The organism is Chryseobacterium sp. ERMR1:04 (assembly GCF_001297705.1).
GTDB lineage: Bacteria > Bacteroidota > Bacteroidia > Flavobacteriales > Weeksellaceae > Chryseobacterium.
Genome location: NZ_LIRF01000008.1, coordinates 15,701 through 38,491 on the forward strand (window position 1 = coordinate 15,701; position 22,791 = coordinate 38,491).

16 protein-coding genes, 1 tRNA gene and 2 pseudogenes are annotated in these 22,791 nt (G+C 31.2%); 12 read left to right on the forward strand and 7 right to left on the reverse strand.

Annotation, left to right across the window (positions count from 1 at the left end; translation table 11 throughout):
- Positions 1–852, reverse strand: coding sequence for a BadF/BadG/BcrA/BcrD ATPase family protein (locus tag AMQ68_RS17295; protein ID WP_054511870.1), 852 nt, complete (start codon positions 850–852; stop codon positions 1–3).
- Between the two features lie 84 nt (positions 853–936).
- A complete protein-coding gene (locus AMQ68_RS17300) occupies positions 937–1,200 on the reverse strand; it encodes a hypothetical protein (RefSeq protein ID WP_054511871.1) in 264 nt (87 codons plus the stop codon).
- Between the two features lie 229 nt (positions 1,201–1,429).
- On the opposite strand from AMQ68_RS17300, the gene AMQ68_RS17305 reads away from it, so the two are divergent.
- The 5 genes and pseudogenes from AMQ68_RS17305 (at position 1,430) to AMQ68_RS17325 (ending at position 5,342) form a co-directional block, all read left to right on the forward strand.
- Positions 1,430–1,888 carry a GtrA family protein gene (locus AMQ68_RS17305; RefSeq protein ID WP_054511872.1) on the forward strand — a complete coding sequence of 153 codons (459 nt, stop codon included), beginning with the start codon at positions 1,430–1,432 and terminating at the stop codon, positions 1,886–1,888.
- A 3-nt stretch (positions 1,889–1,891) separates the two neighbouring features.
- Positions 1,892–2,620: a 1-acyl-sn-glycerol-3-phosphate acyltransferase gene (locus tag AMQ68_RS17310; protein WP_082384141.1), complete on the forward strand. Its 729-nt coding sequence runs from the start codon at positions 1,892–1,894 to the stop codon at positions 2,618–2,620.
- 41 nt (positions 2,621–2,661) lie between these two features.
- Positions 2,662–3,237: pseudogene (locus tag AMQ68_RS17315) on the forward strand (MFS transporter); the annotation flags it as partial.
- A 163-nt stretch (positions 3,238–3,400) separates the two neighbouring features.
- A pseudogene (locus AMQ68_RS17320) lies at positions 3,401–4,294 on the forward strand (MFS transporter); the annotation flags it as partial.
- Positions 4,295–4,385: 91 nt separating this feature from the next.
- On the forward strand, positions 4,386–5,342 hold the full coding sequence (locus tag AMQ68_RS17325) for a DUF3810 domain-containing protein (RefSeq protein WP_241775169.1): 957 nt from the start codon (positions 4,386–4,388) through the stop codon (positions 5,340–5,342).
- A gap of 400 nt (positions 5,343–5,742) precedes the next feature.
- Here AMQ68_RS17325 and AMQ68_RS17330 read toward each other — a convergent pair whose 3' ends face one another.
- The 3 genes from AMQ68_RS17330 to AMQ68_RS17340 are packed head-to-tail and all read right to left on the reverse strand — an operon-like array spanning position 5,743 to position 10,968.
- The gene (locus AMQ68_RS17330; RefSeq protein WP_054511874.1) at positions 5,743–6,579 is read right to left on the reverse strand and encodes a thiopeptide-type bacteriocin biosynthesis protein; all 837 of its coding nucleotides are present in this window, start codon (positions 6,577–6,579) and stop codon (positions 5,743–5,745) included.
- Positions 6,579–8,780 carry a lantibiotic dehydratase family protein gene (locus AMQ68_RS17335; RefSeq protein ID WP_054511875.1) on the reverse strand — a complete coding sequence of 734 codons (2,202 nt, stop codon included), beginning with the start codon at positions 8,778–8,780 and terminating at the stop codon, positions 6,579–6,581. Before AMQ68_RS17335 ends, AMQ68_RS17330 begins: the two co-directional genes overlap by 1 nt.
- Position 8,781: 1 nt before the next feature.
- Complete coding sequence (locus AMQ68_RS17340) at positions 8,782–10,968, reverse strand: prolyl oligopeptidase family serine peptidase (protein WP_054511876.1); 2,187 nt, start codon at positions 10,966–10,968, stop codon at positions 8,782–8,784.
- Positions 10,969–11,755: 787 nt separating this feature from the next.
- Here AMQ68_RS17340 and AMQ68_RS17345 point away from each other — a divergent pair.
- The 7 genes from AMQ68_RS17345 (at position 11,756) to AMQ68_RS17375 (ending at position 21,293) form a co-directional block, all read left to right on the forward strand.
- Positions 11,756–12,031: a hypothetical protein gene (locus AMQ68_RS17345; protein WP_054511877.1), complete on the forward strand. Its 276-nt coding sequence runs from the start codon at positions 11,756–11,758 to the stop codon at positions 12,029–12,031.
- 81 nt (positions 12,032–12,112) lie between these two features.
- Positions 12,113–12,862, forward strand: a complete 750-nt coding sequence (locus AMQ68_RS17350; protein WP_054511878.1) for a GLPGLI family protein — start codon at positions 12,113–12,115, stop codon at positions 12,860–12,862.
- 135 nt (positions 12,863–12,997) lie between these two features.
- Positions 12,998–15,565, forward strand: coding sequence for a carboxypeptidase-like regulatory domain-containing protein (locus tag AMQ68_RS17355; RefSeq protein WP_054511879.1), 2,568 nt, complete (start codon positions 12,998–13,000; stop codon positions 15,563–15,565).
- A gap of 147 nt (positions 15,566–15,712) precedes the next feature.
- On the forward strand, positions 15,713–17,263 hold the full coding sequence (locus AMQ68_RS17360; RefSeq protein ID WP_054511880.1) for a thioredoxin domain-containing protein: 1,551 nt from the start codon (positions 15,713–15,715) through the stop codon (positions 17,261–17,263).
- A 260-nt stretch (positions 17,264–17,523) separates the two neighbouring features.
- Positions 17,524–17,709, forward strand: a complete 186-nt coding sequence (locus AMQ68_RS17365) for a hypothetical protein (protein ID WP_054511881.1) — start codon at positions 17,524–17,526, stop codon at positions 17,707–17,709.
- A 97-nt stretch (positions 17,710–17,806) separates the two neighbouring features.
- A complete protein-coding gene (locus AMQ68_RS17370) occupies positions 17,807–19,999 on the forward strand; it encodes a peptidase domain-containing ABC transporter (RefSeq protein WP_054511882.1) in 2,193 nt (730 codons plus the stop codon).
- Positions 19,989–21,293 (forward strand): HlyD family secretion protein, encoded by a 1,305-nt coding sequence (locus AMQ68_RS17375; RefSeq protein WP_054511883.1) that lies wholly within the window; start codon positions 19,989–19,991, stop codon positions 21,291–21,293. The genes AMQ68_RS17370 and AMQ68_RS17375 overlap by 11 nt, the downstream gene beginning before the upstream one ends.
- 61 nt (positions 21,294–21,354) lie before the next feature.
- Here the strand turns inward: AMQ68_RS17375 and AMQ68_RS17380 are convergent.
- Together AMQ68_RS17380 and AMQ68_RS17385 are read right to left on the reverse strand one after the other, a co-directional pair.
- Positions 21,355–21,428 (reverse strand) — tRNA-Met (locus AMQ68_RS17380).
- Positions 21,429–21,472: 44 nt separating this feature from the next.
- Positions 21,473–22,759 (reverse strand): peroxiredoxin, encoded by a 1,287-nt coding sequence (locus AMQ68_RS17385; RefSeq protein ID WP_054511884.1) that lies wholly within the window; start codon positions 22,757–22,759, stop codon positions 21,473–21,475.
- Between the last annotated feature and the right edge of the window lie 32 nt (positions 22,760–22,791).

The window sequence follows — 22,791 nt, forward strand, 5'->3', positions numbered from 1 at the left end:
TTAAAGTATATATTTAATGTGGTACGCTACTAAGCTTTCGATAGGCTTTTGTACAATATGTCCCACATTTAAATTAAGCTCTGCCGCAGCAGAACGAAGAATATTTTCGTAATAATAAGCAATAGAACCGATAAAATTAATCTCGGCATGTTTAGACTCTTCATAAGGAAGAACCTGATAATCGAAGAAACTTCGCATCTCTTCTAAAACCATCTCTCTAAGATACGGATGCTCTTTTCTTTCGATCACAAATTTGTTGAAAGCAGCTAAATACGCATTAGGCCTTGTGATATGATACATGTTTTTCAACGCATCATCAATCGTTAAGTTATACACTTCATTGAATTCATCATGAAGATCCTGAGGAAGTTTCTGCATAAAAAATCTACGCACCAATTGTTTCCCAATAGCACTTCCGCTTCCCTCATCTCCCATTAAGAAACCAAGAGAAGGAAGTTTGATGGTTAAATTTTCCCCATCAAAATAACAAGAATTAGAACCTGTTCCCATAATACAAACGATTGCAGGCTTTCCGCTATAAGCAGCGTAAGCAGCAGCCATAAGATCTTCTTTCACAATAACTGTTGCATTGATGAAAACCTTACTGATCTCTTCTTTTATCGTTTGGCGGTTTTTTTCTACACCGCAACCCGAACCATAGAAAAACACCTTGGTAATAGAGTTCTTAACAGATGTTAAATTATTATTCTTTTCTATCTCAGGAACGATAAGTTCTATGTTGATAAAATTGGGATTGAAACCTATGGTTTCTGTTTTTAGAAAAACCTTTTTGAAATCATCAAGTATTACCCAGTCTGATTTAGTAGAACCACTATCAACAATAGCAACCATATTTTCATTTTAGTTTAAGGATGCTAAATTATGAATTTATCTTTAATTAGCCTTTACAAACACGCTAGAAGCTACCTTAAATGACTAATGTTTTATATCAGCTTTTTGGTTGTTGAATTGTATTAACCAATCTTCAATTTCTTCTTCAAGATATGAAGCCTGAAGAATTATTGCGTTAATAAAATCATCCGGAACAGGCTTATCGTTTGAATTCTCAAGATTCCACAGTTCGTTTGACATATTTTCATATTCAGAATACACTCGTTTGAAACGAGAATTTTCTTTCTCTAATGCCTCAATATTAGTTTGTTGAAGCTGAAATTTTCTGTATTTGTTTTGACTTTTCATACAAATATTGTTATTAAATGGTAAATAGATTGGTGGGAGTACGCTTCAATCGCGCATTACAAGATAGGAAAAACCATCAACACAAATAGTTGAAAATGAATTTATTACCAGGTTTGTTTTACATCATTCTGAAAATTAAAATTAGAAATATTTTTCATGTAAAAAAATATTTAACATCTTTTTTTAGTGTTTAACATATAGTTATAAATTTGCATATCATAAAATCAGGATGAGAGAGATCATACTACGTCAAAAACAAATTTTGTTCTTCATTGTTGCGGGAGGACTTAGCGCTATTATAGAAATTGGAAGTTTTAAAGCCTTCAGTACCTATCTGCCTCAATTTTTATCCAACGAAACCAACTTTCACGGAATACACTATCCGCTAAGTAATATTTTCTCCACAAGCTGCGGGATCATTACCAATTACTTCCTGAGTATCTGGTTTGTATTTGAAAGAGGAAAACACTCTAAAAGAAAAGAGTTTGCTTACTTTATGGTGGTTTCTTTTATTTCGACAATATTAAGCCTAAGCTTCTTCCAGATTTTTTACAGCTTTATATTTAAAGACAATATCAATTTAATTTTTTATACCTTAAGCCCTGAAATAACCAGTAAGATTGCTGCAATATTATTGGTTTCCATTCTTAATTATTCTATCAAGAAGAAAGTAATTTTTAACGGTTAATTTGTGATAAAGATTTTAAATTATCTCTGGAGATTCTGGCTGTTGATTTTAGCCTTTGTTCTAACCATCCTTTTCGGGATCCCCGTCTATATATTATCTTTTAATAAAAGACATTATAAATACGCTTATAAATTTATAAGGATGTGGAGCTATGCCATGTTCTACGGAATGGGATTAAGATATGAGATCATTAATCTTTCTAACCAAAAAGCAGATAGAAACAAACCACACATTTTTATATCCAACCATACTTCTATTATGGATATTATGCTGATGTGTATTTTATGTTCCAAACATCCGGTATGTTTCGTCGGAAAAAAAGAACTGGTAAAAATCCCAATTTTCGGAACCATCTATAAAAGGATATGTGTAATGGTAGACCGAAGCAGCGCAAGAAGCCGCGCCGATGTTTACAGAAGATGTGCCGAGAAAATGGAAGAAGGAAACAGCATTGTAATTTTTCCTGAAGGTGGTGTTCCGGATGATACTTCTGTTATTTTAGATGAATTTAAAGATGGCGCTTTCACTTTATCTTCAAAACATCAATCTCCTATCGCAATCTATACTTTCGTTGGATTAAAGGAAATTTTTCCGTTTGATAACACAAAAGGTTGCCCCGGTAAAGTAAAAGTTTATTTTAACGGAATTTTAGAACCTTCAACCTCTCCGAAAGACCTGAAAACAGAAGCTTTTGAGGAAATAAAAAAAACCTTGCTAGAACGTTCTATTTAAAAGAAATAATTATATTTGTTATTAAGAAATTTTTAACAAACATGTCAAATTATTCTAAACAAACTAATTGGGGGCAATTCCTTCCGCTAGTCATTGTATTTTTTTTCTGGGGCTTTGTCGCTGCAAGTAACGACATCCTGATCCCTGTATTTAAAAAAGCCTTCAACTTATCACAAACCGAAAGTATGCTCGTCCAGATTTGTTTCTACGTAGCATATACTGTAGGTTCATTAATTTATATGGCTGTTTCAAAAGGGCTGAAACAAGATTTAATTAATAAAATCGGTTATAAAAACGGTTTAATAATAGGTCTTCTTATTTCCGCAGCAGGAACCCTATTATTTTATCCGGCTGCCAACATGGGATCGTTCCCGTTGATGATCTCCGGATTATTCATTGTAGGATTAGGCTTTTCTCTACAACAGATCGTAGCCAATCCGCTAGCCATTGAAGTAGGTCCATCTGAAACAGGATCTCAACGATTAACAATGGCAGGAGGCATTAACAACCTAGGAACTACAATAGGTCCATTGATTGTTTCTTTCGCTATTTTCGGTTCAGCAAGTGCGGCTAATACAGAGGCTAGTATAGAAAGTGTGAAGATCCCTTATCTTATTTCTGAATACGGTCCATCTCACGAAGTGTCCTTGAAACAGGATCTTACACGTAAGGAGACAATCTAAAGACTAAGAATATAGATGCGTAATTGCTCTAGTATTTCTCTTCATAGCTATTTTCGGCGTTAGAATGCGCCGTAGAATACAGAGCTAGTATAGAAAGTTGAAGTCCCTTTAATCTCTTATTTTAGGAGCTGCCTTTGCAGTGGTTGCTTTTTTACTGAAGTTTTCTTCACTTCCTGCAATTACGCCTACCAATATTGAAAATACTGACGACTCTGCTCCCGGATCACACAGAAAATCAGCTTTAAAATACCCTCAGCTAGTTCTAGGAATGATTGCTATATTTCTTTACGTAGGGGTAGAAGTATCTACAGCAAGTAATCTACCTGCTTATATGGAAAAAGACTTAGGTTTTGAAACAAAAGATGTAGCCCCTTATATTTCTTTATATTGGGCATCTATGATGATCGGACGTTGGACAGGTGCTGTAGAAGCATTTGATTTCAGTGCAGGATTCAAAAAGATCTTACGATTTTTAGCACCGTATTTAGCTTTTGGATTATTCTTATTGGTGAATGCTATCGCCCATCATGATTTAGCTCCATTCTACGTGTATGGACTTATTATTATTGCGATGATCATCTGTGATATCCTAAGTAAAGGAAACCCTGCAAGAATGCTGCTTATTTTCTCATGTGCAGGAATCACTGCTATACTCATTGGTATGTTTACTACAGGAATGGTTTCTGTATATGCATTCACCAGCGTTGGGTTGTTCTGCTCTACCCTTTGGCCATGTATCTTCGCTCTTGCGATCAATGGACTAGGAAAACACACCAACCAAGGTTCAGGACTACTGATCATGATGATTATGGGAGGTGGAATTGTAAGTCTTGTTCAAGGATATGTAGCTGACTTAATAAGTATTCATGCAAGTTATATCATAGGGGTTATCTGTTTTGCTTATTTGGCATTTTACGCAATCACTGTAACTGGAATATTGAAAGCTCAAGGAATTGATTTAGATAAAATAACAAAAGGTAGTGGTCACTAACCGCACAAAAATATATTATAAAAAGACATTTTGGGCAACTATTTTAGTTGTCCAAATTCTTTTGTTTTATGTTTTTTCGAGATCTACTTTAATGATCTCGTTTTTCGAACGTTTTTTTGAGTTTCAGAAAAGTCTCCATCAACACATCTTCTCATGGATTCCTTTCTCATTTGGAGATTTGCTTTATATTATATTGGGCATTTTTCTTTTGTACTCTATCATTTCCTGTTTTAAAAAGAAAAGCAGAAGCTATTCTTTTTTGAGGCTTTTATTCATTATTAATATCTTATACTTTACCTATCAAATGTTTTGGGGAATGTTATACTTCCAGACTCCGATCATTAAAAAACTTTCTCATCAGCAAGAACCGAATTTAGCTAAAGCAAAGACCCTAGCTTTAGTTTATCTTGAAAAATGCAAAGCAACAAGAGCACTTGTACAAGAAGACAAAAATGGAATTTTTGTTGTAAAAGATCTACAGGCTATTCAAAAGGAAATTCTTTTTCAACAACAGCAGCTTCCAAGATACATTTCAGATAAGAAAGCGCCACAAATTAATTCCTTTAAACCTAGTTTATTTAAGAATGTAATGAGTTTTACTGGGATTTTAGGATACTACAATCCTTTTACTGCGGAAGCTCAATACAACGCCGAATTACCGTCTACATTCATTCCATTTACGTCTGCTCATGAAAGCTCTCATCAGCTAGGTTTCGCAAGAGAACAGGAGGCCAATTTTATAGGGTATTTAATTGGAGTTCATTCGAAAAATGTAGAACTGAGATATAGCACCGAATACTTTACCTTAAAAAGTCTTTTGCGTTTTATTGTTGAAAATGATCCTGAATTTGTAAAATCTATTTTGAAAAATTATTCTGCAGGAATGAAAAGAGACAGATCTTATGAAAAGAGTTTTATTCTAAGACATCAAGGCTGGCTGGATGAATTCTTTGGCTTTACAAACAACCTTTTCCTTAAAAGTAATCAACAAGAAGGATCTATTACCTACTCCTACTTTATCGACTTATTATTAAATTACGAAAAGTAACTAAAAACAAAAGAATCGTATCAGGCGATACGATTCTAAAAACACAAATGATGAAAAAAAATTTATTACCTTGACTTGTTCCCTCATTCAAGGCGATGTAAAAGTACAATTTATTTTATAACTACAAAAACATTTTACTTCTTTTTTCAAACTTTATGAAAACTTTATGAATTTTTAAGTTCACTTGAGTTCAAACCCTATTAAAATACTTATCACCAAAGCTTTAATAAAGTAATAAAAATGTATTTCGAAGTTTACTTTAAGCCAATAAAACCAATAAATCAAACGTTTGTTTGAGGATAAAACATTCATCATTTCGTGAATTTATTGAAAAAATAATTTCACTCATTTAACATTCAAATTAAGAGTAATTTAAAAGTACAGGAAAATTATAGCCTGCTTATTTTTGTTCCCGAAAATAAATCATCTTATAATAACGAAGCAAATAATCATAAATTATCATTTCGAAAAGTCGTTGATTAGATACAAACATTCTATTGATATTCATATGAAATATACTCTGGAAAAAAGATTTTGAAGAAACTGTGTTTGAAACTATATTTTCCACAATAGGTTTAAGTTCTAGAATATGGGTTTCGACTTTTTCTCTAAAATCACCATATTCATCAGATTCAATAAACTCAAGATATTTCGGTTTGAAAAGTCTATACTTTTTATCAAGCTGACTATTTAGATTTTTGTCTGCATTGAATTCTTTTTTGAAACCATCATTAAAATCTTTTATCCAAAACAATTTTTCATTAATGGATAAATGTAAAAGATCCAACTTCTGATCAATATAAAACAAGGAGATAATAATTTTTTCTTCATCGTCTAAGTGTAAGCATTCTTTGAGAAAGAAATCACTATTTTCAAAAAAAAGATATTCGGCAGCTTCCATTGTTTCTGTACCGTACCTTTCTAATTCTCTACGATATGTATCTACAACGAAATTCGCAATTTCTCCAGATTCTGTGTAAGGCTTAAAAGCATCCTGAATCATTGAAAAAATTTCATTGTAGTCAGTAAGATCAGATAATTCAAATCTAATTCTCAAATGAGGCTTAGGATCATTATATCGAATAAAAAACCATTTTTTAATAAGATCATTATTTAAAAAGGATGTAGTCAATGGTTGGATTGCTTCTTCTAAAAGAATATCCGAAGTCTTTATACCTGTATAGATTTTCAGATATAGCCACTCACTTCCCGGAATATAATTTCTTGTTATCTCCATTACTTATCTTTATACATTGAAAAAACAAACTGGCGCATGTAATCATCATTTTCATTGTATAGGAATTCTTCAATGACGATCGATTTTTGTTTTTTTATAGTTTCCAAAAAAATCTGAGCAAGATCATAGTTTTCTAAATTCAGTGTTAGCGTATTATCATATTTAATCCATTGAATCCATGCTGGAATTTTTCTTTTTAATCGCCAATTTTTCAATTCGTTTAGAAACTGTATTGCATCATTCATCAATAAAAATAAAGTACCAATGTCTTCCTCATTAATTGTCCATTGCGCTTTTGATAGAATTATATTTTTATACTCTACTCTTGGAAGAAATATATATATATATTTTAAATCACCCCAATCAAAATATAACCCACTTCTTTTATTTTCCGAATACAAATCACATAAGAAATGATAAACAGTCAATGAGTTTGAAGAATAATTATGTGCATTCGTAAGATAAGGCTTAACTTCTTTATTCAATTTATTAGAGCGCAGCACTAGTCTATCATTTTGTAACGAAATATATAAATCATCAATCGGAATTTGATTGTCATTGGGCAAAATAGATTGCGCTAAATAAGGAATCTCATAATTCCTCAATGAGGACCTTCTTATAACATTACCAATTCTTGCTTCCGGTAAATGAATAATTTCTGCAGAAATGTAATCTGGATGTAAAGCTTCTTCTTTTTGAACAATCTCTTTGGTAAGATTTTGTACTTCTGATTTTTCTGAACAAAACCTTCCTAATAAATTAGCAGCACTGCTACCTCCTCCACCACCCAGTACAAGTTTCTCTGCCCCAGATTCTGAAATAATCTCTGACATAAAAGATATGGTATCGGGTAAATCATCCCAAGTTTCTTCGAAGTCTTTAAAATCTTCATCAAATAATTCAATTACAAATTGATTTTCAAATAAAGCTTCCTGTAGTTTATCATTACATATTTTATGTATCGGATTAATTTTAATGGTAAAATCCTGAAGATTCTTAGAAAATGGAAGCTCGAGATCATTTAAATAAGGATGAACTCCTTTTAATTGAATATTTTGTTTATATCCAATTCCAACTTCAGTATCCAAAACAATCGACAAAGGCATTTCTTGGTTTTCAAACCTTTCATAGAATGCTTTTTTAAATTTACTAAGATGAGTATCTTGTTGAAGTAAGGTAATTTTATTGATAAAACTAATTCCCTTTTTTAGTTCTTTCTTCCAATGATTAGGAAGTTCAAATGTATTTTGAAAATATAAATCGGTCTGAAAAAGATATTTCTGTTCGTATTCTATTTGAAAAGACTGAATGAGTTTCTCTATCTCACTATACAATGAAATTGAATTTCCAACTTGCCCATCCAATCCAATCAATTTTTCTTTTATCGAAATTACAATTGAACTTTCTTTCTCAGCACCTATCCTACTTAAAACAGAAATGATTTCATCTAGAAAATCGGTTCCCGAAACATTCGGTTCAAGCTCACTTACTAAAACCTGATTCTCTATAAGCTCTTCAATAAATTCCGTGGTATCTTCTAATGTTATTTCATTATTCACAAGGATTTCTGAAATCCGTAATGACGTCTTACCTTCTATTGAAAAGTGCAAAACTTTTTTTAATTCTTCTGAAAATAGAGCCGATGAAATAACATACGCTCTTTTCCCATTATGATATTCGTATTCTATATAACGGATTTTATCTCCTATTCTGTAAATACTATTATTAGGAAAGAAAAGTAATTGAGTTTTAATGTCTGGTATTAAGGTTAATTTTTTTGATAGGGCTACCAAAAAATGCATATCCAGTCTTGTATCCCTTGCTAGGATTGACGGAGTTGAAGTCTTAGTCCTCAGAATCAATTCATCATTACTAAATCTTCCCAACCCAACTCCTGAAAACAAGCCGAATGGCGTACAGCGTGGACTCATTCGGCCATAGTATTTCAGTAGGGTATGTATTAGTTTTTTATGTTGTTTTTGTGTTAAGTTTTTTTCTGAATACAGCCAAAGATTGAGTTCTTCATATAAATAAGGTGATGCCAAATAAATTGCTTCCTGAAAAACAGGATTTTCACAAATCGCTTTTAATTCATCATCAGATAATTTCTCCTTATTAAATTGATCATAAAAGTTTTTTCGTAAAAACAAGGGCGTACGAAATACATAATTATCGAAGAAATTATAAGGAAAACGGGACATTTTATTTTTTTGTGGTTGATTTTGGCTGATAGTCTGGGTGTCCTAATTGCCAAAAAGCAAAAGCAAACATATCTCCTAAATTAGCATATCGTTGTGAAACAGGAACATTACCTGCATGCCCGCCTTCGAAATCTATTTTTAGTAATATTGGATTATTAGAGGTATCATTAGCCATCAATTTAGCTGCAAACTTTACAGGTTGCCATACAATCACTCTTTGATCATTTATTCCTCCTGTTATAAAGGTTGCAGGATAATTTACTCCTTTTTTTATATGATGATAAGCATCCATTTCTAATAATGCTTTAAATTCATTTGGATCTTTTATATTTCCAAATTCTTTTGGTTGAGAATTAGGTGATACTTCATCTCTAAGTATATTCAAAACACCTACTTCGGCAATAACGGTTTTAAAAAGATCAGGCCTTTCCGTCATTGCTCTTCCTACTGTAATACCTCCTGCACTTGCTCCCCAAATAGCAACTTTATCTTTAGATGTATATTTTTCATTAATCAGATATTCGGTACAGTCTATTAAATCTTTCCAAGTATTAGGCTTTGTTTCTTTATGTCCTCCCAGACGCCAGCTTTCTCCTTTCTCACCTCCACCTCTTACATGAGCTATAGCTACCATTCCTCCTTGATTAACCCATAGTAAATACATTTTAGCAAAAAAAGGAGTATAGGATATTCCATAAGAACCGTAGCTATCAATGAGTACCATATTCTTACCGTCTTTTTTTATATTTTTATTATATAGTAATGATACTGGAATTTCTTCTCCGTCCCTAGCTTTTATGGTAATCTCATTAACAATTATATCATTAAATTCAGGATATTCTGTAACAGGAGTAAGATTTTCTGGTGTAAGGATTTTAGCTTTTACATCATATTTAAAACGTTGCTCTTCATTAGCCCAGCCAGAGCAAGTGATCCAAATATCTGAATTGTTATCTCCTTTAGTCTGTAAATCAATATTTCCAGATGGATAAGGAAGTGTAATTGGAATATCCTTTCCATCCTTGTATAAATATAGCCTAGCTTCTACTCCATTTTTATTTGTGACATAATAGATACCGTCTTTAGTTATTCTATAACTATTAATAATTTCATCTTTTTTATCGGGAACCAATATTTCCGCATTTTTAAAATCTGGATTAGCAATCTTTGTTCTACACAACTTATTAAGAGATGAATTATAGGAAGATTGAAAAACAACCTTATCATTCCAAAAATCAAAGTTCTTAGCCTTATCATCTGAATTAGAAAATGGTTTCCAATTTTTCTTACCTGCCAATAAATCTTTCTTACTGATTATAAATGTTTTTCTGTAAGATTGATAATCAACGATCATTCCAATATAATACTTATCAATTTGATCAAAACTTAAGACCATAGGAAATTGGTTTTCAGATATATGCAAATCAGGATTGTTTTTAGATGAAAAAACATCAATTGCTGTTTTAGGATCTGTTCCCAACTTATACAAAACCGTTTGTGTATTTTTATAAAAGTCCTTAGACTTAGGATCTGTTGTAGATAAAGCCACACAGAAAAAACCACTGTTATCATCTACCCATTTTATTCCATCAAAAGTAGCAGGGGCCGTATTCGTAATAACTTCGGGATGAATATATTTTGTTTTAACATCCATAATCAATACATCTGCCAATTCATTTCCTTTCTCAGACATAGAAATAGCAATTTTATTACCATCCCAACTTGGACTTATGTAATTGATTACAAACTCATGATTAGTCTCTGATTTTTTGTAACTGACAGGATCATAAAGCAGTTCTTCTTTTACTTGAAATCCTTCTCGATAATATAATTTAGCTACTTTTTCATCCCCTTTTTTCTTTAAATAAAAATATTTGTCATTATTTGTAACTTTCAGATCAGATACAGAAAATCCTTGTCTCTTATCAAACTCTAATCTTTTTTCTAAATAATAATTCCTTTTAGGAATGAGATCAAGAACCGAATTGGTATAAGCTGTTTGTAACTTCATCCAATCCATTGTCTGAGGATTTTCTAAATCTTCTAAATTTCTGTAATCATCAACCATTTTAGTTCCAAAATATTCATCAGTAACTGGTTTTGATGGTGCTAAATTACTTTTTTGAGCATTAATGAAAGTGCAAAAAATAAAATAATTGATAAGGAAAATAAAATGTGTTTTTTTCATATGTTTAAATAAAGAAACTTATTTTTTTATATTTTCTTTAGGCTGATAATCTGATGGCCTAATTGCCAGAATGTAAAAACAAAGTATCATCTAAATTAGCATATCGTTGTACTAAAGGTATATCTTTTTCATATCCTCCTTTGTAATGCATTTTCAAAAGAATTAAATTTCCAGAAATATTATTAGCCAATAATTTAACGGCAAACTTTGTAAGCTTCCATGGATATACTCTAGGATCATTAAGCCAATAAGTAATTTAGTCTATTCTTTCTCTTTTTTTGCTTTACTGATAAAAGTAATAGCATAAACTTCCGCTTTAATATGATTCTTCCTAAACATTTGACTATAGCAAATTTATAGTTGGACAAAAGTTTCAACTTGTAAAAAATCTGGTATATGAAACTTTCTTATACTTCGTGAAAAGAATAAATTCAGACAAAGAACCAACAAAAATATGAGGTTTTTTTTGCATTGTGTGTTTAATGATACAATAATACAAAATTTTGAATAATTAATATCATCTATACATATCATTAATAACCAAACCTATAGATCTCTTATCGGAATTCATCAATTCATTATATAATTTACTCTAATTTTATAAATTCCGATATGCTTTTCTTGCACCATCGAAAATGCACTTGCATCTTTGCTTCAGGTAAAAACACAAATATTTTATTTTTTGTATGTGTACAGTACAAAAATTACAGATATAAAGCTGATCAGCAAAAACCCGTGTCAGGGGTTATATGACAAAAAAAAATACTAAATTTAAATAATTAACAAAATGAAAAAATTATTATTGGGCGCATTTTTAATCGCAGGAACTACATTAGCTTTTGCTAAAGATAATGCTACATCAACTACAAACAATTTAAAAATTGAAAAAACTATAACTTTAGAAAAAATCACTCCTTCTTCCGAGAAAGAAGTTGTTTCGCCTAAGAAAATTTGTGGACAACTTGTTTACTCTGAGCAGCAAGAAAGTTATTATGATATGCAATCTAATACAGTTGTTACTCATACAGTAGGATATTATACTCACTATAGCTATTGGTGCTAAAATTTGAGATTAATAAATCAAAGTTTAGTGCATCATTATTTTCGAATTGTGATGCACTTTTAAATTTAATATTATCATCTTATGAAAATAAATATTGTATTACTTCTATTTATATCCGTATTGCTAAATAATGTATTTGGGCAGCATCTGAAAATAGAATATGAAAGAACGGAGCTTCAAGATTTTGAAAGTCCAACAATGTCCAAAGAGTATAATCAAAAAGTGAATATGGGACGTAAAACTCCACAAAAGAATTTTTTGTATTATGCCAATGGAAATTCTTTTTTTAAAAATATTCCTCGAGCTACTTTCATACACGATGCAGGAACTAAACAAATAGACGACTCTAATAAGGAAACCAAAAAGGAAATCTTTAAAGATGTAGAAATAAAGATATACCATATAAAAAATGAAAAAGGTTCTTACCAGTACCAAAGCTTCCCACGTCTTAACGACGAATTTTATGGCTATATAGAAATGAATTATAAAAACATCGAATACAAAGATGATATTCAGATGATTGATAATTATCATTGTAAATTAGTAGAGGTAACTCTTATTAATGGGCAAATTACAAAAATATGGTATACTGAAGATATCCCTGTATCTACTGGACCATTAGGTTTTAATACTTTCCCTGGGGTTGTTTTAAGAATAGAAGCACCAACTTATACGATGACAGCTGTAAAAATAAGCAATGAAGCCAAAGAAAGTGAAGTAGAAAAAATAAATCCAAAACTAAAAGTATACAAAGGAGAAGAGTTTACAAAAAGAATGCAAGAAATAAGAGAAATAAACACTAAGCCAACTATCCAGGAAATAAGACTATAGACTCCTGAACAATAATAAAAACTCTTTTTCAATCTGTTATTCTGAGCCTCCCACTTCGTGAAGTCTAATATTAAATACATATCATCGCAAAGTAAAAGCCTTAGAAGTATAAGATACTCTTAATTCAAAAGCACAATGAAATTAAAATTTCTAGTTCCTATTTTCTCTCTATTTTTCTCTTTTTACTTTTCACAAAATATAAATATTGAAGTAAAAGATACTAATGGGAAACCAATATCTGAAGCTAATGTACAGCTTCTAAAAAATGGTAGAACATTGGACTTTCAAAAAACAAATGATGGAGGCTTTTGTACTTTCCCTCTCTCTGAAAAGGGAGTTTTTTCGTTGAAATTTACTTCTGTATTTTATAAAACAAAATTGGTAGAAATAGATACCAATGAAAAATTAAATTTTGAGGTTCAGTTAGAATCACAAATTACAGAGATTCAAGAAGTGGAAATAAAATCCCGCCCAAAGATTGCCACGGCTAAGGAAGATACTATTGCTTTTAATCTTAAATCTGTAAGAGACGGCACTGAAAGAACGACAGAAGATTTAATCAAAAAACTTCCGGGGCTAAACATCAACGAAAATGGTAAAGTAACTTATAAAGGAAATACTGTAGGGCAGGTTTTAGTGGAAGGAAACGAATTTTTTGGAAAAAACCATAAAATGGCTACTCAAAATATTTCAGCTAACATGATTGAAGGGATTGACCTTTGGCAAAACTTCAATACTATTAACGGAAATCGTTCTACTGCCATTAATTTAAAACTGAAAGATGAATACAGAGGAAAAGTCACTGGAAATATAGAAGGAAATTATGGAACTAAAAATTCTTATTTAGGTCATGCTAATTTATTTAAATTCGGTAAAGTAGGTAATTTAGCATTAATTGCAGATGCCAATAACATTGCAAAAGACCCAATTAATTTCATGGATTTTTACGAAATGAATACTCAGGAAAACATTGAAAACTCAGGAACTAACAATAATATAGACATTCCAAGTTTTCTGAATAATGATGGAAAGGTAAAATCAAAAGCCAATCAGTTTGGAGCTTTACAATATTCCAAATCTAAAAAAAATATAACCGTTACTGCTTTTTCTATCTTCAATAATGCTCGGTTAGAAAAACTCTCTACTTCAAAAAGAATAGCTTTTGACGGACAGCCACAAAATTTCAATTTCTTAGAACAAAAAAAAGAGGATAACAGAGGTTTTTTTGGAACGACTCAAATTAAAATAAAGAAGACATTTTCAGACAATAGCTTTTTATATTATAATTTTGGGTACAATCCTACTCAGGATAATTTTAATGAGGATATTAACAGATCATCAGTAGATTATAGTTATTACAAAGTACAAAATAAAACAAAAAATAGCAGTATAGGTAATTTCCTTTCTTGGAATAAAGACATTCTAAATTCTAAATTAATATTTACCTTAAGTCAGCTCAATGAAAACTATACGGGAGACTTGGATATTAACTCTAACACTCAGTTATTTTTGGGAAATACGCCCTTTTTATCTCAACGATATGCAACAAACTCCAATAAATACGGATTTGACTTTTATTTCAAGAACAAAAATCAAATCCTAAATTTCAATTTCCATTCGGGAATTTCTTACAAAAAAGATATTTCTGATCTTGGAGAAGTTTTTTCTCAAGCAGTTGAAAACAGAACTCTAAAAAATTACCATTATATTAATGATTTAAACATTTATAAAAAATTAGGAAAATTTGACATTTCAGCTTCTCTAAGTTCAAATTTTATTACGATTAATGAAAGTAATAAACATTATTTCGAAAAAAGATTCAGCATAAAATTTAACCCCGGGATAACTGCAATTAGTGAATTTGGATTGGAATATAATACAAAGTATGAAATCCCAGGTTTAAAACTTCTTCAATACAATGCATTATACACAAAAGATTTATCCTTTTACAAAAACACTTTACTTACCCCTGATTTATTAAGTAAAACAGATAATTATAAATTTACTTGGCATCGATTCAATTTTGAAAAGGGAAATAATTTATTCTTCATGTTTATGTACAGTAAAATTAAACCCAGCTTCACAACCAATATCACAAATTATGGTACATTTTCAGGTATAGAAAATACTATCGGAGAAATTAATAATAAATATATCTTCCTATTTGCAAACGATATGAGATTCAGCAAGAATTACACCTTGAAATCAAAGCTAACGGGTATGGTAAATAAGAATGCTAATTTTATTAGTGATAATAATAATTTTTCAACAATAAAGAACTTGGAATTATCTCAAAAGATTTCGACAAATTTCAGAAACAAGCCACTGCAATTTGATTTGGGGTATACTTTTACCAAAAGTATTTTTGAACAAAGCTTTTATGATATAACTTCCAAACAGGATTATTTAAAATTATCTCTAGGAATAAGAGCCAATATAAATAAAGAATGGATTACCAATGTTCTAGGTGAATATTTAATTCAAAAAACAGAACAAAATACATTAAAAAATTTCTTGTTAGGTGGTCAAATTTCTTACCGAAAAGAAAAGTCTAATTTTGAGTATAATCTTTTATTCAATAATATTCTCAATCTTAATTCTTTCCAATACATTAACAGTTCTACAAGTCAGTTAGGTATAGATGAATCTTCTATAACAGCTCTAAATGGCTATGTTTTAGGTGGATTGAAGATTAATTTATAATTACTATAATTTATAATCGTTTATAAAAGTATTGCAATCATATAGGCATCTGTATGAAATTTTATAAAAAATCAACATAAGTCACGTTAAAATGAAAAAACATTTGTTTTTTCAAAACATCTGTGTATTTTAGTTAAAAATATTAACATGACTTTTGATAAACTAATCAACTATCTTAAACTCGATAAACAGGAATTTATTTTTCAGTTTAATTCTCATCCAAATTACCCGTCAGCATTGGCTTTTAGTGATACATTAAACTTCATGGGAGTAAAAAATGATGCCTACGAATTAGACAAAGAATATTGGGATGAATTGCCAGAAGAATTTATTGCCATTGTAGATAATTCTTTTTCTTTGGTTAAAAAAGCCGGCACTCAATTTTCAGTTTATTCAGATAAAACTAAAACATTAAATAAAGAAGAACTTCATAAGAGCTCAACAGACTTTGTATTGCTTTTTGAAAAGGATGAAAAAGCAGAGAATAAATCTGCTTTAAATTTCAATCCATTTATTTATGCCGTTTTAGGAATCATCCTAATCTATTCTATACTCAACCATTCTTGGTACGAGACTGCATTCAATGTTTTATCAATAATTGGGGTATATATTTCCCTTGAAATCTTTAATCAAAAATTTGGAAATACGTCTGCTGTCATAGGAAGTATTTGTGGTGGTGGTGCATCAGCTACTCAAAATGTAAACTCATGTAATAAAATTATTACACAAGACAAAACGAGTATTTTAGGACTTAAATTCTCAGATTTTTCCCTTATTTATTTCATCGGAATTACGGTGTTGGGATTATTTTTACCAAGCACAGGATTTGTAATTAAAGGTTTTACTTTTGCTTCACTTATAGCAATCGGCTATTCGGTATACATCCAAGCTTTCGTAGAAAAAACATTTTGCCGTGTATGTCTTTTAATTATATCTGTTCTTGTTGCTCAGATTGTAATTAGCACTTTCCTTTTTGAAACCCTCGTTTTCGATCCTAAAGTACTTTTATTAAGTATTGTATTGTGGTTGTCTTCTTTCTCTGTTGTTTTATTTTTAAATAATTTACTTCAGGAAAAAGAAACATTACAAAAATCTAACGCTAAAAATCTACGATTCAAAAGAAATTATGATCTTTTCAAAAGAGAACTTACTGAAAAAGAAAAAATTGAATTTAATGACAATGAAACATTTTCTTTAGGAAACAAAGATGCTAAACTTCACATTTCTATCGTTTCAAACCCTTACTGTGGTTTTTGTAAAGACGCTCACAAAATAACAGAGCAATTATTAGAAAGATACCCGAATCAGATCTCAGCGCAAATAAGATTCAATTATACTCCTGAAAGAGCCAATGAAAAATTCACGAATCTGATTTCTGATTTCACTCATATTTATAAGAACAGACCTGAAAAAGAATTCTTAAAAACTGTAGATACTTGGTTTGAAAATAAAAATGAAAATAACATCCGACAACTAGCCGGAACCAATTCTAATAATGAAGATCTAATGCCTTTAATACAAATGTCTGGTGAAAATAGTAATGCAGGGTTAAATTTTACTCCTGTGTTTATCATTAACGGATATCAATTCCCTGAAAAATATGATCGTGAAGATATTTGGTATTTTATTACCGATTTAATAGAAGACGAGGAATTTGAAAGAAAATTATTTCCAAATTATGAAAATTCACTATCTTAGGACAAATTAAAAGCGATATCCGAAAAGCTTAAAAAAGAGTAGGAAACACTAAAATCTATTACTATGAAAAATTTAAGAAAAGTATCACGAGAAAATTTAAAAATGGTTAAAGGAGGCCTTAGAATGTGTCCATTAGATGGAGATTGTGGGTCAGGCTGGTGTTGTTCAAATGGTGCATGCAGAACAATTGCGGGAGCAAGCCCATCAACATATCTATGTACGTACTATCCAATTGACTAGTAATTGCAAAATTTTATATCATGAAAAACCTAAGAAAACTTTCTAGAGAAAATTTAAAAGCACTTAAAGGAGGAATCACAGAAGAATGTGCAAGAGGACAAGCTGCATCTACTGCATGCTTCTCTACATTAGCAGCTTGTGAGGCTACTTTTTCAAATCCTGATTTTAATTTCTGTATACGTTATTGCAATAGATATTGCTACTAGCCATTATTAAAAGTCAATAAACTTTTAAACATAAGAGAAAAGTTGTCGCCAAGAAAAGGCGGCAACTTATTATAAACAAATAGATAGATCATTGAAGTTGAAACCTTTTCCTTTTTACCGCCAACCTGACTCCAAGGATTGTGGCCCTACATGTCTTCGTATCGTAAGCAAACATTATGGAAAAAGCATTTCCTTACAACAAATCCGTAATCTCTCTGAGACAACCAGAGAAGGCAGTAGCCTATTAGGATTAAGCGATGCAGCTGAAGACTTAGGTTTTCGTTCATTGGGTGTTCAAATTGATTTTGAAACCCTTACAGAGGAAGTTCCATTCCCCTGCATTGTACACTGGAACAAAAATCATTTTGTTGTCGTTTATAAAATCGATAAAAATAATAAAGTATATATTTCAGATCCAAGTTATGGGCTGATTACCTATTCCAGAGATGAGTTCATCAAATTATGGATTGGGGAAAATTCTAATGAAAAAACAGAAGATGGTATTGTTCTTATTTTAGAAACGACCCCTGCATTTTTTCAAACTGAATTTGATGATAAAGAAAGCAAGGCTAGTTTTACTTTCCTTTCAAAATACTTATTAAAGTATAAATCTTTAGTCGCTCAGCTAGCGGTTGGACTTTTAGCGGGAAGTTTACTATCATTAATTTTCCCTTTCCTTACGCAAAGTATTGTCGATGTCGGAATACAAAATCAGGATTTAAATTTTATCTATGTTGTCTTATTAGCCCAAGTCATGCTTTTCTTAGGCAGAATGGGTATTGAAATAATAAGAAGCTGGATCCTACTCCACCTTTCCGCCAGAATTAATATTTCCATTATTTCAGATTTCTTTATCAAGCTAATGAAACTTCCCATAAGTTTTTTTGATACAAGAATGACGGGTGATATTATGCAGCGTATCAATGATCACCACAGAATAGAGCAGCTTCTGACTAGTTCGTCTTTAAATACATTATTCTCATTGGTGAATCTTGTTATTTTCAGCATTGTTCTATTGTTGTATGATTACAGATTATTTGTCGTTTATCTTATAGGTGCAGCATTGTACATCGGATGGATCACTTTCTTTCTTAATAAAAGAAAAGAACTTGATTATAAAAGATTCTCACAGGTCTCACAAGAACAAAGTAAAGTGATTGAGCTGATCAACGGAATGCAGGAAATTAAAATGCATAACGCCGAAAAGCAAAAACGTTGGGACTGGGAGTTTTTGCAGGTAAAACTATTTAAGATCAGAATTAAATCTCTATCATTAGAGCAGTGGCAATCGGTCGGAGGAAATTTCATCAATCAAATGAAAGACATTCTGGTAAGTTTTCTTTCTGCTAAATTGGTATTAGAAGGAAATCTTACTTTAGGGATGATGCTTTCCGTACAGTATATTATTGGTCAGCTTAATAGTCCACTTCTACAACTTATTGATTTCATTAAACAATTTCAGGATGCTAAGATCTCTCTTGAAAGACTCGGTGAAATTCATGATAAAGATGATGAAGAAAATAAAGAAGAGCAATATGTTACCGAACTTCCACAAAAAGATATCGAAATCAAAGATATGTCCTTCAGATATATTGGTTCTGATGCTTTTGTTTTTGAAAACTTAAGCTTAAGTATTCCCTATCAAAAAACAACAGCCATTGTTGGGGCCAGTGGAAGTGGAAAAACCACCCTTTTAAAGCTATTAATGAAATTTTATGAACCTAATGAAGGTGATATTAAAATAGGAAATACAAAATTAAAGAATGTATCCCCAAGGTATTGGCGAGATCAATGTGGAGTGGTAATGCAGGAAGGATATGTTTTCAATGATACTATTGCCAATAATATTGGAGTAGGTGAAGATTATATTGATAAACAAAAATTAAAAAAAGCAGTAGAAATTGCCAATATTAAAGAATTTATTGAAGGATTGCCATTAAGCTACAATACAAAAATCGGAAATGAAGGTTTAGGAGTAAGTGGAGGTCAAAAACAAAGACTTTTCATTGCAAGAGCAGTTTATAAATCTCCGGAATATATTTTCTTTGATGAAGCCACATCAGCATTAGATGCCAATAATGAAAAAATCATTATGGAAAATCTTGAACAATTCTTTAAAGGAAAAACGGCTATTGTTATTGCTCATAGGCTTTCCACTGTAAAACATGCAGATAAAATTATTGTTTTAGATAAAGGAAACGTAGTGGAAGAAGGTAGCCATACAGAATTAGTGGCGTTAAAAGGCGAATATTACAGACTGGTAAAAAATCAATTGGAACTTGGAAACTAACAAAGATATCTTAGATAACATCGAATTACGTTCTGAAAGTGTTCAGGACATTCTTACACGACCACCCCACTGGATGATCCGTTGGGGAAATACTATTATTTTCGTTATACTACTGCTTATTTTGATAATGAGCTATGTCATAAAATATCCGGAATTCATTCCGGCACCAATTGTTGTGACTTCACAAAATCCTCCGGAAAAGCTAGAAGCAAGGATAAGTACCAAAATTGAAAAAATCTTCATTAAAGACCATCAAGAGGTTAAAAAAAATGAAGTTTTGATGGTCATGCAGTCAGCAGCTAATTACAAAGATATTTTAGAGCTTAAAAAGCTTGTAGATTCTATTTCTCCCAATCAGCTACGTTCATTTCCAGTTCAGCAGAGTTCACACTTTAAACTGGGTGAATTACAAGGTGATTATAATAATTTCGCAAAAGCTTTTCAGGATGAAGAACTTTTCACAAGATTACAGCCTTATGCTCCGGAAAGCTTAGCAGCCAATCAAAGTTTATCTGAATATAAACTCAGAATCTTAACGATGAAACAGCAAAAAAGCCTAGAGCAAGCGAAGTATGAGATTACAAAGAAAAGTTACCAGCGTTCACAGGAATTGTTCAATCAAGGAGTGATTGCCGCAATGGAACTTGAAAATGAAAAAATAAAATACCTGCAAGCTCAACAGAATTTAGAAAACATCAATATTTCATTATCACAAATGGAAGAAAGTATTTCTAATGTTAATAAGACAAAAAGCGGTACCGTGATTAATACTGAAAAAGATAAAATCAACTACTCTTCCCAAACATTGCAATTATTTGAACAGCTAAGAAAATCCTTAAAACAATGGGAACAGAATTACTTGGTTATTTCATCCACAGATGGGGTAGCTAGTTTTCAGCAGTTTTTTGGCGAAAATCAGTTCATAAAAGCCGGGGATGCTATTTTATCCATTCTTCCAAAAAACAAGGATAAATTAGTAGGGAGAATGTCTGTACCGGCAACCAATTCTGGTAAGATAACTCCGGGAGAAAAAGTTTTAATTAAACTTGACAATTATCGCTTCCAGGAATACGGTATTGTAGAAGGTAGAGTTCAAAATATTTCTTTGTCTTCAGATGATAAAGGAAATTATTATGTAGACGTTGTTCTTCCAAAAGGTTTAAAGACGAGCTATAATAAAAACTTAGTGTTTGATAAAGAATTAAGAGGTAGTGCTGAGATTGTAACGCAGGACCTAAGACTTATTGAAAGGTTCTTCTACCAAATTAGAAAATTATTGGGATATCAAAGTTGATATTCTTTAAATATAAAAACAAAAAAACCGCAACGTAATGTTGCGGTTTTTCTCGCTATTGTAGCGAAGACGGGAATTGAACCCGTGACCTCAGGGTTATGAATCCTGCGCTCTAACCAACTGAGCTACCTCGCCGTTTTGGTGGTGCAAATATAGAAAATATTTACTTACTACCAAAATTATTTTATCTTAAAATATTCCAAAACATCACCAACATGATCTGGTTTGTTGATTATCTTATTGTTAGCATCCAAAATAAAATACGTCGGAGTTGCATGAACATTGTATGTATCTACATAACTACTGTTCCATCCCTTCAATTCTGAATCATTAACCCATGGGAATACACTTATTTTTTTGTTATATGAATCTTTATCTGTATCCAAAGAAAGTCCTACGATTTGAATATTTTTAGCTTTTAACTCATTATATTTTTCCAATAACTTTGGAAGTTCTGTTTCACAGTGCGAACAAGTAGAAGACCAGAAAACAATCACTTTTTTATCAGCCTTTACATCATACAATGACTTAGCTGTTGTATTCATAGGAGACTGAAACTTGTTATTTGGAAAAGTAGCCCCCATCTCAACATTAGAATTTGATTTAAGAGTTGAAGCTAACCTATCATTAATCGTACATTTTAGATTCTTAGCAAGGCTTAGATACTTATCCTTAAGGTCATTCATGTCATATACATCAAAGATATCAATCAATTCAGATAAAACAGTCTGCCCACGTGGAGTTTCTACTTTTAAAGTATCTAAAAGCTTGTCTACTGACGCGCCAACATTCGCATTACCTCCCGTATTCAAATAAGCAACAAGTATAGGTCTTAATAATGATGAGCTTTCAAGAAGATCATTAGATTTATCTAAAAAGTTTACGATATCATCCTGAGTAACCTTTTTTGAGCTATCTGCCGACAAAAATTTACTATAATTAGTATTATAATAGTAAATAAAAGGATGCTGAGCCTGATCTACTGAACCAATACCACCAGAAAGTCTGTTAATCTCTGTTTTTAAAGCTTTACCAAAATCGGTATTCTCTTTATAGTATTCTTTTATTTGAGCCAAAGCAGGTAAAATCAATTCTTTCTTTTGAGATCCTTCCTGTATCTTACTCATTAAATCATTTGCCTCATCCTGGTAAATAATATCTTTAACCTTATTATTTTCTGTTACTAACTTTACACTCACATTTTTATTTTCAGAAATAAAACTAAATGTATTATTGGTATTTGGAAAATAGATTTTCATCATACCCGAATAGTTTTTAGGATATTTAAATGTCCATACATTGTTTTTATTCTGTTCTTTAGAAGCAATGATATCTTTTGAACCGTTTAATGTATATAGAATAGCATCCTGCTCTTTAAAATCTGCAGGTGTCTGTACTGTAACAGTAAACTGAGCCTGTAAATAGAATGCAGATAATACTGCTGATAGTACGTAAATCTTTTTCATAATGTAAAAATAAAAAAACTCTCTGACTAATC

Coding starts and splice junctions, on each gene's coding strand:
- AMQ68_RS17385 (WP_054511884.1), bottom strand. CDS start 22,759: ATGAAAAAGATTTACGTACTATCAGCAGTATTATCTGCATTCTATTTA.
- AMQ68_RS17295 (WP_054511870.1), bottom strand. CDS start 852: ATGGTTGCTATTGTTGATAGTGGTTCTACTAAATCAGACTGGGTAATA.
- AMQ68_RS17365 (WP_054511881.1), top strand. CDS start 17,524: ATGAAAAACCTAAGAAAACTTTCTAGAGAAAATTTAAAAGCACTTAAA.
- AMQ68_RS17325 (WP_241775169.1), top strand. CDS start 4,386: ATGATCTCGTTTTTCGAACGTTTTTTTGAGTTTCAGAAAAGTCTCCAT.
- AMQ68_RS17355 (WP_054511879.1), top strand. CDS start 12,998: ATGAAATTAAAATTTCTAGTTCCTATTTTCTCTCTATTTTTCTCTTTT.
- AMQ68_RS17345 (WP_054511877.1), top strand. CDS start 11,756: ATGAAAAAATTATTATTGGGCGCATTTTTAATCGCAGGAACTACATTA.
- AMQ68_RS17350 (WP_054511878.1), top strand. CDS start 12,113: ATGAAAATAAATATTGTATTACTTCTATTTATATCCGTATTGCTAAAT.
- AMQ68_RS17340 (WP_054511876.1), bottom strand. CDS start 10,968: ATGAAAAAAACACATTTTATTTTCCTTATCAATTATTTTATTTTTTGC.
- AMQ68_RS17335 (WP_054511875.1), bottom strand. CDS start 8,780: ATGTCCCGTTTTCCTTATAATTTCTTCGATAATTATGTATTTCGTACG.
- AMQ68_RS17305 (WP_054511872.1), top strand. CDS start 1,430: ATGAGAGAGATCATACTACGTCAAAAACAAATTTTGTTCTTCATTGTT.
- AMQ68_RS17360 (WP_054511880.1), top strand. CDS start 15,713: ATGACTTTTGATAAACTAATCAACTATCTTAAACTCGATAAACAGGAA.
- AMQ68_RS17300 (WP_054511871.1), bottom strand. CDS start 1,200: ATGAAAAGTCAAAACAAATACAGAAAATTTCAGCTTCAACAAACTAAT.
- AMQ68_RS17330 (WP_054511874.1), bottom strand. CDS start 6,579: ATGGAGATAACAAGAAATTATATTCCGGGAAGTGAGTGGCTATATCTG.